This window comes from Puniceibacterium antarcticum (assembly GCF_002760615.1).
Taxonomy (GTDB): domain Bacteria; phylum Pseudomonadota; class Alphaproteobacteria; order Rhodobacterales; family Rhodobacteraceae; genus Puniceibacterium; species Puniceibacterium antarcticum.
Genome location: NZ_AWWI01000134.1, coordinates 18275 through 28718, shown reverse-complemented (window position 1 = coordinate 28718; position 10444 = coordinate 18275). Strand labels below are relative to the sequence as shown.

The following is a 10444-nucleotide window of genomic DNA, read 5'->3' as shown; positions in this document are numbered from 1 at the left end:
TCAGTTACCACATTGGATTAACCTAGTGAATCCCACGCAGGATTTGTGCAACAAGGCCGCGCCAGTCTGCACGACATTCATGCCCGCCTGTCTGCCAGCCGTGAAGGGACGGATCGTGACATTTGCCGGCGCGAGCCGACGCGCTGACAGCGCTGACCATTCAGGACTGGGAACACTCTGTTTGCGTAAAATAGCCTTGTAAATCTTCCACCTCATAGCGTAATTACAAGGTATGTATCAACGCCTCACCCATCAGATCGTGTTGTCCGCGCTTGAAAGCCAAGCGGCCGTTGTCCTTTTGGGGCCGCGGCAGGTTGGCAAGACCACCCTTGCGCTGGACATAGGGGAGCAGCGCCCCTCTGTATACCTTGACCTTGAGCGCGAGGGCGACCGGCGGATCCTGACAGAGCCCGATCTTTATCTCGACGAACAGGTGGGCAAGCTGGTGATCCTTGATGAGGTTCAGCAGATGCCCGACCTGTTCAAGAGCCTGCGCGGGCAGATCGACATGCGGCGGCGCAAGGGGGTCCGCACGGGGCAGTTCCTGCTGCTTGGCTCCGCGTCGAATGTGCTGCTGCATCAATCGGCAGAATCCCTTGCCGGGCGGGTGCGCTATATCGAGATGCCGCCGCTGTTGCTGGACGAGGTCGGGGGCGACCGGCTGAACGAACTCTGGCTGCGGGGCGGGTTCCCTGAAAGTTTTCAGGCCGACAGCGATCAGGCCAGCATGGACTGGCGCCGCGATTTTCTGCGGACCTATCTGGAGCGTGACATTCCGGCGCTGGGTCCGCGCATTCCGGCCACCACGCTGCGCCGGTTCTGGACGATGCTGGCCCATGCGCAGGGCGGGTTGCTGAACGCCGCCGCGCTGGCCGAGGGTCTGGGCGTGTCGGGGCAGACGATCGGGCGCTATCTGGATCTGCTGGTGGATCTGATGCTGGTGCGACGTCTGCAACCCTGGCACGAAAATGTCGGCAAGCGGCTGGTCAAATCGCCCAAGGTCTTTGTCCGCGACAGCGGCCTTGTGCATGCGCTGCTTGGCCTTGAGTCACCCGAGAGCCTGCTGGGGCATCCGGTGGTCGGGGGAAGCTGGGAGGGATTTTGTATCGAGACGCTTATCGCCGCTGCCCCCGCAGGCACCCTGCCCTTTTTCTACCGGACTGCGGCCGGCGCCGAGCTTGACCTTGTTCTGCGGCTGCCCGGCGATGAGATCTGGGCCATCGAGATCAAGCGCACCACAAGCCCCAAGGTGTCGCGGGGCTTTCATCTGGCGGTAGAAGATATCAAGGCGGACACAAAAATTCTGGTCTATGCCGGTGCGCGCGACGTGCCCGTTGGTGAGGGGCTGCGTGCGATGCCGCTGGCTGATGCCGTTGCCAAGCTGCGGGCGCTGTAAAGCCATCGGCGGAGGGCTATAGATGTCGCGGTTGAGCCGAAAAAGCCTGTAAATTCAAAAAGCGCTTGCACGAATCCGGTCGCCCGGGTCATAGTCTCGAAAAATAACGCGCGGTCACATAAAAAACGCGCCCACGAATCGGGACAGATATGAGCGACGCTGAGCAGGACCTGGATATCGCCATCGGCCGTTACGCGGAGCTGCTTGCATCGAATCTGCATGCACAGCGCGCGGCCCATTTTCCCCCGGACGCCAGAAAGGTCATGCGCAGCCTGACCAGCGGCGAGGCGGCTGAGCTGCTTGGGGTGGATCATACATACCTTCGCAAGCTTCATCGAGAGGGAAAGATCGCCGATGTCGAAACGACAGCAGGCAGCCACCGTCGCTATACGCTTGATGATATCTGGGACATCCGCCGCGCCCTGGAAGTGACGACCAAGAAGCCGGGAACCTATGTGCCCGGGCGTCGAGATGGCGACGATCTACAAGTCATATCGGTTGTGAACTTCAAGGGCGGATCGGGCAAGACCACAACATCTGCCCACCTCGCGCAGCGTCTGGCGCTGAAGGGATATCGGGTGCTTGCGATTGATCTGGATCCGCAGGCCTCACTTTCTGCGCTGCACGGGATCCAGCCCGAAATCGACCTGATGGAGGGTGGCACGTTATATGATGCGGTGCGCTATGACGATCCGGTCCCGATTTCAGAGGTGATCCGCAAGACCTATATTCGCGGGCTTGACCTTATCCCCGGCAACCTCGAACTCATGGAATTCGAACACGAGACCCCTGCCGCGATCCAGCGGGGCGGCGCGCGGGCCTTCTTTGCCCGAGTGCGCGACGCGCTGGACAGTGTTGAGGCGGATTACGACGTGGTCGTGATCGACTGCCCGCCGCAGCTGGGCTTTCTGACCATGTCCGCACTGTCTGCGTCGTCAGGCGTTTTGGTCACCGTGCATCCGCAGATGCTGGACCTCATGTCGATGTCGCAGTTCCTGCGGATGACGGCGGACCTGCTGGGTGTCATCCGGGACGCCGGCGCAAACCTGCGCTTTGACTGGCTGCGGTTTCTGCCGACCCGATACAAGGTGGGTGATGCCCCGCAGACCGAGGTCATCGCCTTTATCCGCGGGCTTTTCGGGCGGTCGGTTCTGACCAACCACATGGTTGAATCCACCGCCATTTCTGATGCCGGGCTGACAAAGCAGACGCTTTATGAAGCGGACCGCAAGGATTTCACGCGTCAAACCTTTGATCGCGCTATCGATTCCATGAACGCCGTCAATGACGAGATCGCGGCGATCGTACAAACCACGTGGGGACGCAATGGCAAGAAAGCCTAAACTCGGCCTGCCCTTGCAGACCCTTCGCAACGCGCCTGACGCTCTTGAGGGGCGTCGGTTGCGCGGTGGTATTTTCGAGATTGATCCGGGGCAGATTGAAACCACCGGGCGGCTTGATGACCGGATCCAGATCGAGATCGAAAGTCTGAAAGCGTCGATTGCCAAGAACGGTCAGCGGGTGCCCATCCTTGTGCGGCCCCTGGACGGGGATCGCTATACCCTGATCTATGGGCGGCGCCGTCTTGAGGTGTGTCGGGAACTTGGCCTCAAGGTCCGCGCCATCGTCACCGAGGTCGAGGGGGATCAGGCGCTGCGCGATCAGCTGCTTGAGAACCAGGAACGCCGCGACCTGAGCTTTGTGGAGCGCGCGCTGGTGGCTGCTGCCTTGCTTGAGGGCGATCATCTGAACGAGGCCGAGCGCACCAACAAGGGTGTGGCCGAGGTGCTGAACCTGACCGAGGCGGGGGTTTCGCAGCTGCTGAGCGTTGTGCGCACCGTTGGCGAGAACCTTGTCCTTGCCATTGGTGCGGCCCCGGGTATCGGGCGGCCGCGTTGGGAAGAGCTGAAGAAATCCATGGGGGCTGCCGGGGTCGAGCGTGATCAGCTGGTCGCTGTGGCGGTTGAGGCCAAGACATCGCAGTCTGGTGGCATGGACGAGACATCTGACCGGGCGTTTCTTGCCGTGCTGGCGGCGGCGCAACAGCCGGGGTCTGCCGGGTCATCCGCCCCCAGGGTGGACGCCGCCGTGCAGATCCCCGGCGTTGGCGCCGCCACGGTCACGACGGGTCGGCGGGGCAAGCAACTCAAGCTTGACCTGAAGGCCGAGGAAAAAGAATTTGTCAGCTGGCTTGAGGGCAATGCCCCCCTGCTGATCACCGAGCTTCATGAGCGCTGGAAGCGTTCAGAAGACTGAGGCAGAGCAACACAACAAAAAAGGAGGCACGAGACAGGCAGAAAAAGAAAAGGCCCCGAGAAGCAAGCTTCACGAGACCTTTGTTGGGTTTCGCAACGGACAGAGCCCGCTACAAATCTCAGTTTTCGCACCTCTGAATGTAGCGTTCTGGCCCCTACCCCGCAAGCGTAAAGCTGTTCGCGGGTCCCAGAATTTTGCCTTCGTGACAGATTTCATGGAGTACACCCCAATTTCGCCGTTCAAACGGCGGATCACGCACGACCATTTGCGCGTGATTGAGACGCCAGAGGCATCCCTGCCCGGCAAACCCATCAACAAATGGGAGCTTCTGCGCGAGCTGTCCAAGGCACAGGCCGCCTTTGGAATCACCGAACGCGATCTGACGGTCCTTCAGGGGCTGCTGAGCTTCTTTCCGCATGATGCGCTGGAGCACGGCGCGAAGATGGTTGTCTTTCCGTCGAACAAAGCGATCTGTGACCGGCTCAATGGCATGCCCTGCTCGACCATGCGGCGCTATCTTGCGCGGCTGGTGGATGCAGGGCTGTTTTTGCGTCGCGACAGTCCCAACGGAAAACGCTACAGCCGCAAGCATGGCGATGAGCGGATCGCCTTTGGCTTTGATCTGACCCCGCTTTATGCCCGCGCTGAAGAGATCGCCCGGGCGGCAGAGGCCGTAAGGGAGACCGAGGAGCGCGTCCGCCGCCTGAGGGAGATTGTGAGCCTGATGCGACGTGACCTTGCCGCCTTGGTGGAGTTCGGTGAAGAGATGCAGCCAGGCCTTGGCCTGTGGGACCGGATGCGTGACGCTGCCGCCCTGACCGCCCGTGCCCTGCGCCGCAAGCTGTCCCCTGACGAACTTGAGCAATATCGCTGCGAGCTTGAAGCCCTTCTTGATGAGGCCCGCACAACCATTGACGGCCATGAAACGGAGGAACTGGTCACCAGTGATGCCCAAGATGAGCGTCACCATCAGAATACAAATAAAGAGTCTATAGATTCTGAATCGCACTTGGGAAAAGCCAAGCCAGTGCTTGTCGCGAGGGATGGTAAACCCAGAAATGCAGAGGAATGCGCAGTTGAACCTGATACCAGACGCATTCCAAAAATCCCACTGCAGCTTGTCGTATCAGGATGTCCGTCTTTGAAGACATTTTATCAGGGGGAGATCCGCCATTGGCATCAGCTGTTTGATGCGGCCTGCCATGTGCGGCCCGCCATGGGAATCGGGATTGATGTCTGGGAAGACGCGCAGTGTGCAATGGGTCCGGAACAGGCCTCTATCGCGCTTGCGGCGATGCTCGAACGATTTACAGAGATTCGATCCCCCGGCGGTTACCTGCGGGCACTGGCGAAAAAGGCTTTGGCGGGTGAGTTTTCTTCGACACCGATGGTCATGGCGCTGATTGGGAGACGAAATGCCGCTTAACAGCTGGTAAGTCGACTGCATCAACCGCACCATGCCACCCCATGGATCAGACTTAACAGCTGTTAAGTTTCAGGATGCAAATGGCTAACATGACCAGAGCATAAGATTTGGAAGCCATGGTATGTGCAAAAGGGAGCCTCGCGCGACGCACATCAAGACCTGCTTCAGCGGCGAAGAGTAGGTCTGATATTAAATGAAAGCGCCCCATGTCCTTGGAATGACGAAGGTGCCGGACAGGGAGATGCTCTTGCTAAAACGAAAAGTTTGCCACTTTGGTGAAAATCAGCCTTTGCGCAGAAAGCGCGAGCGGCGGTGATATATGTAGAGGAGGTCTTGGGTATTGGTTGTAACTCCAAAAATGCGTCACGATCGGAATCGTGACGCATTTCATTTCAACCGCCCTAGTGCGTCTCGGCATAACGCTTGGATAGTCCTGTGAGGCGCAGACTTGCACTTTCCCAAGGGATTGCTTGCAGCCAGCAGTTGATACTCGAATGTGCGGTAGACACCGCGTAATTCAGCCAAGCCCTTGAGCCGTCCAATCGCAGGATAGCCCGGCTGTGCGGATCGACCCAGATCGTCGAGGATATTCTGGCCATGATCGGGCCGCATCGGGATAGACCAATCGGTCCGACCGGTTGCTTTGCGACGCCTCTCTTCTGCAACTACAGCGCCAACCATTGCGATCATGTCAGTGTGACCATTCAGGTGTTCGTCTTCAAACATCGAGTTCATCAGCGCTGTGCCCTCGATAGTGACATTGCGCAAATGCAGGAAGTGGACACGATCCCCGAGTGCTTTCATGATCTCGACAGGGTTGTTGTCGGGACGTGCGCCAAGGCTGCCTGTGCACAGCGTGACACCGTTAGCAGGCACGTCAACGGCAGAGAGGATGGTCTGATAATGGGCCTGCGTCGACATGATGCGGGGCAGACCAAGCAACGGGAACGGCGGATCGTCCGGATGACAACACAAGCGCATTCCCAAGCTTTCAGCAAGAGGGGCAACCTCAGAGAGGAAATCAACGAGGTGCCCCTGCAACTGCGGTTCCGAAATATGTGCATATTCCGCGAGATGAGAGCGAACATCATCCAGAGTGAACTTTTCGGCGGCCCCTGGCAGGCCGAACACAATGTTTCCGGCCAATTGCTCGCGACGTGAATCGGTCATTGCGGCGAAAGCCTGCGCTGCAGCGGCGACCACATCAGAGGGGAAGTCATCGGCGGCGGCCGGACGCTTCAGAATATGAATATCGAAGGCGGCGAAGTCTATAAGATCGAAGCGCATACAGCGGGCACCATTGGGCCGCTCCCATGCCAAATCAGTGCGGGTCCAGTCCAGCACGGGCATGAAGTTGTAGCAGATGACGGAAATACCCGCGTCGGCGAGGTGGCGCATCGACGTCTTCCAGTTGGCAATATCGGTTTTCCATGCGGCCTTCTGCTTCTTGATATCCTCGGATACTGGCAGGGACTCAACAACCTCCCACCTTAGTGCCTAGGGGCGGCCATCGCGGCGGGTGGCGATCTGGGACTGCCGCTGATGGATTTCCTTCGGCGTCCAGACGGCCCCGGTTGGTACGTGGTGCAGCGCTGAGACGACACCTTCGACCCCGGCCTGCATCATGTCGTCGATGTTCACACGATCATTCGGACCAAACCATCGCCACGTTTGCCGCATCATTCACTCCTCGTTTTAGCACTTGAGCAGGCTCTGAAGGACTGCTGAACTCATCCTGTCAAATTATTTCTTGACTGGTATGGTAGTATGGTTATCAAAGGCTTTAGGGGGAGACAATGATTTTAGCGCATTTTGAGGTCGAAGACCTCGACAGAACCGGGCAGGTCGGACCCCAGTTGTTGCGCGCCTTGCGTCGCATGATTGTGCGCAACCAGCTGCCGCCCGGCGCAAGATTGTCTGAAAAGGACGTTGCCGACCGGTTTGGCGTTAGCCGTCAGCCTGTGCGGGAAGCGTTCATAAAACTGGCCGAAGAGGGCCTTCTGGAGGTGCGCCCCCAGCGTGGCACCTTTGTTTTGAAGATCTCGATCGACGCTGTTCTTGACGCCCGCTTTGTGAGGGAGGCCGTCGAGGCGGACATCGTGAAGCTTTGCGCAGCACATCCCACCGCGGGGCTGGTTGAAGAGCTGCGCGCGCAAATCGTGACGCAATCGAGACTTGCCGATGATGGTGGCACGGCGTTTGTGCCGCTGGACGATCTGTTCCATCGCACCCTTGCAGAGGCCGCAGGCCGTCCAAATGCCTGGGCAGTTATAGAAGGCATGAAGAGCCAGCTTGACCGCGTCCGTCAATTGAGCGCGACCGGCATGAACCTGACCCACCTGATTGGGCATCATCAGGCCATCACCGATGCGATCGCGGCTGGCGACCCGGAGCAGGCAGACCATGCTATGCGCACACACCTGCAGCTGATCCTGGCCGAATTGCCGACGATCAAAGCTGAATATCCGCAGTTTTTCGAGGGCTCATCCCCGTAGGGGCTGGCCAAAACGCGACTTAAGGGAGGACACTATGTCTGTCGCCATTTCATTGAAAACGCTTCTTTTGTCAGGCTTTGCCGCCGTGGCGCTGTCGACGCAGGCCTTTGCTGCGGATACAACGCTCAAGCTGGGTCATCCTGCGAACGAGCAGAATACCTGGCACCTCGCCTCGGTTAAGTTTGCGGAAGAGCTGTCGGCGCTGACTGAGGGCCGCGTCGCTGTCGAGGTCTACCCCAACGAGACGCTGGGCAAGGAAATGGACGTCATCAACGGCATGCAACTTGGCACTGCCGACATGACGATCACCGGCGAGTCGCTGCAGAACTGGGCGCCGCTGGCAGCCCTGCTGGCCGTGCCTTACGCTTATAAGTCGCTGGATGAAATGGATTCCGTCGCCTCGGGCGAGATGGGTGACCGGATCAAGGCGCAGATCATCGAGACGGCGGGCATCCGCCCCATTACATACTTCGCCCGCGGCCCGCGCAACCTGACATCGAACCGCCCGATCAGCACACCCGCCGATCTGGATGGTCTGAAGATGCGCGTGCCGAACGTGCCGCTGTTCCTGAATGTCTGGCAAGCGCTTGGGGCAAGCCCAACGCCGATGGCCTTTTCTGAGGTCTTCACGTCGCTGCAGAACGGCACAATTGATGCACAGGAAAATCCGCTGGCGCTGATCAAGTCGGCGAACTTCAGCGAAGTGCAGAAGTACGTGAACAAGACGGAGCATGTCCGGTCCTGGATTTATCTGACGATCTCGGAAGCGGCATGGTCGAAACTGTCCGAAGAAGATCAGGCCAACGTGATGGAAGCTGCCGCCCGGGCGCAAGCCTATGAGCGCGAACTGTTCATCGCAGAGGAAACCAAGCTGGTGACCGACCTTGAAGCAGCGGGTATGGCGTTCGTAGACGTGGATACAGAGGCCTTCGCAGCCGCCGCAAAGGATGCGGTTCTTGGCTCGATCTCTGAAGACATCCGCCCGGATGTCGAGGCGCTGTTCGCGCGCTGACCTTCCGAGCAAAGCGTGAAGGGGGCGATGCGACCCCTTCACTTTCCGGTTCTCAACATCACAGGTTCTTCATGGCACGGCTTATCGACGTTCTGACGATCATCCTTCGCTGCGCGACCGGTCTCAGCTTCATGGTGATGATCTTTGCGGTCGTCATTCAGTTGCTGGGGCGATCCGGCGTGATCCCGTCCATTATCTGGACCGAGGAACTCAGCCGCTTCGCACTGATATGGTTAACGGCTTTGGGTGTCGGACTGGGTCTGCGCAGCGGTGACCTCGTGAACGTGGACCTGATCTGCGAGGCATTGCCCGGGCGCGCGCCTTGGGTTCTGCGCCTGGTGGCGGCCGCTATTACGGCAGCCTTCTGCTTTGTGCTGATCCCCGGTGCATTGCTTTATACATCCATCGGCGTGCGACAGACTGCCCCGGCTCTCGGCATCCATATGAACTGGATCTACATGGCAACTGTCGCGGCCTTCGCAACCTTGGGCAGCCTTGCCGCCTTGCGCGCCATCGCGATGCTGATGGGCGTCGAGAATGGCCTTCCCAACCGCCCCGAAGAGGTCCTCTGATGGAACTCACGCTTCTCCTCGTCACCTTTGTGACGGGCCTTGTCATTGGTCTGCCGGTTGCCGTCACGCTTGGCGTGTCGTCTATGGCCTATCTGCTGCTGGCAGGCATCCCGCTCGTGACCATTCCGCAAAAGATGTATGCTGGTCTGGACAGCTTTGTGCTGCTCTGCATCCCTGGCTTTATCCTTGCGGGCAATCTGATGAACGCTGGCGGCATCACGGGCCGGATCGTGCGGCTGGCACAGGCGATGGTGGGATGGATGCGCGGCGGTCTTGGCCTGACCAACGTGGCCGCCTCTATGTTGTTCGGCGGCATTTCCGGCACTGCGGCCGCTGACGCCGCCTCTGTCGGTGGGATGATGATCCCGGGCATGAAAAAGGCAGGCTATCCGGCCGACTTTTCCGCCGCAATCACCGCCGCATCTTCGACTGTCGGTCCAATGATCCCGCCCTCTGTGCCGATGATTATCGTCGGCACCCTGTCGGGTATTTCCGTCGGCAAGATGTTTCTGGCGGGTGCAGTGCCCGGCGTCATGATGGGCATCGCCATGATGATCACCGCATGGTTCATTGCACGCCGTCGCAATTTCCCCCGTCAGCCGTGGCAAGGCTGGCGAGAGTTGTGGAGCGCGTTTCTGGGTGCTTTCTGGGCAGTCTCGATGACCGCGCTTATCATCGTCGGCATGCTGTCCGGCTTTGCCACCCCGACCGAGACGGCCATTGTCGCCTCGATCTATGCCTTCGTTGTCGGTGTCTTCGTTTATCGCGGACTGAAGCTGAGGGACGTGCCGAAGGTCCTGATCGACAGCGCTGTCTCTGCCTCTGCCATCCTGCTGCTCGTCGGCTTGGCAAACGTCTTTGGCTGGATCCTCGTGTCAGAGCGTATCCCGCAGATGATTTCCGACACCGTTCTGTCGATGACAACCAACAAGTTCCTGGTGATCCTGCTGATCAACCTCGTGCTGCTGTTCGTCGGCATGTTCATGGAGACCATTGCGGCTCTCATCATCTTGTTCGTGCCGTTGCTGGCGCTGGCCCAAGGAGTTGGGATCGACCCGATCCACTTTGCCAACTTCGCCGTGCTGAACCTGATGATTGGTCTGACGACCCCGCCCGTCGGAGTCTGCTTGTTCATCTGCGCCAACATCGGACGCATCTCATTGGTGCAGATCACCCGTGCGATCTGGCCGTTCATCCTCACCAACATCGCGGTGCTCCTCCTCGTTTCATATGTGCCGTTCTTCAGCACATGGCTTCCCAATCTTCTGTCGAACTAGGATAATTCCA

8 protein-coding genes and 1 pseudogene are annotated in these 10444 nt (G+C 59.1%); 8 read left to right on the top strand and 1 reads right to left on the bottom strand.

Annotated features, from left to right (window positions below; genetic code table 11):
* The first annotated feature begins 232 nt into the window (after positions 1-232).
* From P775_RS20350 to repC, 4 genes are all read left to right on the top strand, one after another.
* Entirely contained in the window at positions 233-1396 is a 1164-nt protein-coding gene (locus tag P775_RS20350; protein WP_099912707.1) for an ATP-binding protein, read from the top strand.
* 149 nt (positions 1397-1545) lie between these two features.
* Positions 1546-2739 carry a plasmid partitioning protein RepA gene (gene repA, locus P775_RS20345; RefSeq protein ID WP_099912706.1) on the top strand — a complete coding sequence of 398 codons (1194 nt, stop codon included), beginning with the start codon at positions 1546-1548 and terminating at the stop codon, positions 2737-2739.
* A complete protein-coding gene (locus P775_RS20340) occupies positions 2723-3652 on the top strand; it encodes a ParB/RepB/Spo0J family partition protein (RefSeq protein ID WP_099912705.1) in 930 nt (309 codons plus the stop codon). The genes repA and P775_RS20340 overlap by 17 nt, the downstream gene beginning before the upstream one ends.
* Positions 3653-3866: 214 nt before the next feature.
* A complete protein-coding gene (repC, locus tag P775_RS20335) occupies positions 3867-5078 on the top strand; it encodes a plasmid replication protein RepC (protein WP_099912704.1) in 1212 nt (403 codons plus the stop codon).
* Between the two features lie 477 nt (positions 5079-5555).
* Here the strand turns inward: repC and uxuA are convergent.
* Positions 5556-6758, bottom strand: a pseudogene (uxuA, locus tag P775_RS20330) (mannonate dehydratase); the annotation flags it as partial.
* A gap of 116 nt (positions 6759-6874) precedes the next feature.
* On the opposite strand from uxuA, the gene P775_RS20325 reads away from it, so the two are divergent.
* From P775_RS20325 to P775_RS20310, 4 genes are all read left to right on the top strand, one after another.
* Positions 6875-7573 (top strand): GntR family transcriptional regulator, encoded by a 699-nt coding sequence (locus P775_RS20325; RefSeq protein ID WP_099912703.1) that lies wholly within the window; start codon positions 6875-6877, stop codon positions 7571-7573.
* A gap of 34 nt (positions 7574-7607) precedes the next feature.
* A complete protein-coding gene (locus P775_RS20320; protein WP_099912702.1) occupies positions 7608-8585 on the top strand; it encodes a TRAP transporter substrate-binding protein in 978 nt (325 codons plus the stop codon).
* A 71-nt stretch (positions 8586-8656) separates the two neighbouring features.
* Positions 8657-9157, top strand: coding sequence for a TRAP transporter small permease (locus P775_RS20315; RefSeq protein ID WP_099912701.1), 501 nt, complete (start codon positions 8657-8659; stop codon positions 9155-9157).
* On the top strand, positions 9157-10434 hold the full coding sequence (locus P775_RS20310) for a TRAP transporter large permease (RefSeq protein ID WP_099912700.1): 1278 nt from the start codon (positions 9157-9159) through the stop codon (positions 10432-10434). The genes P775_RS20315 and P775_RS20310 overlap by 1 nt, the downstream gene beginning before the upstream one ends.
* Positions 10435-10444 lie beyond the last annotated feature (10 nt).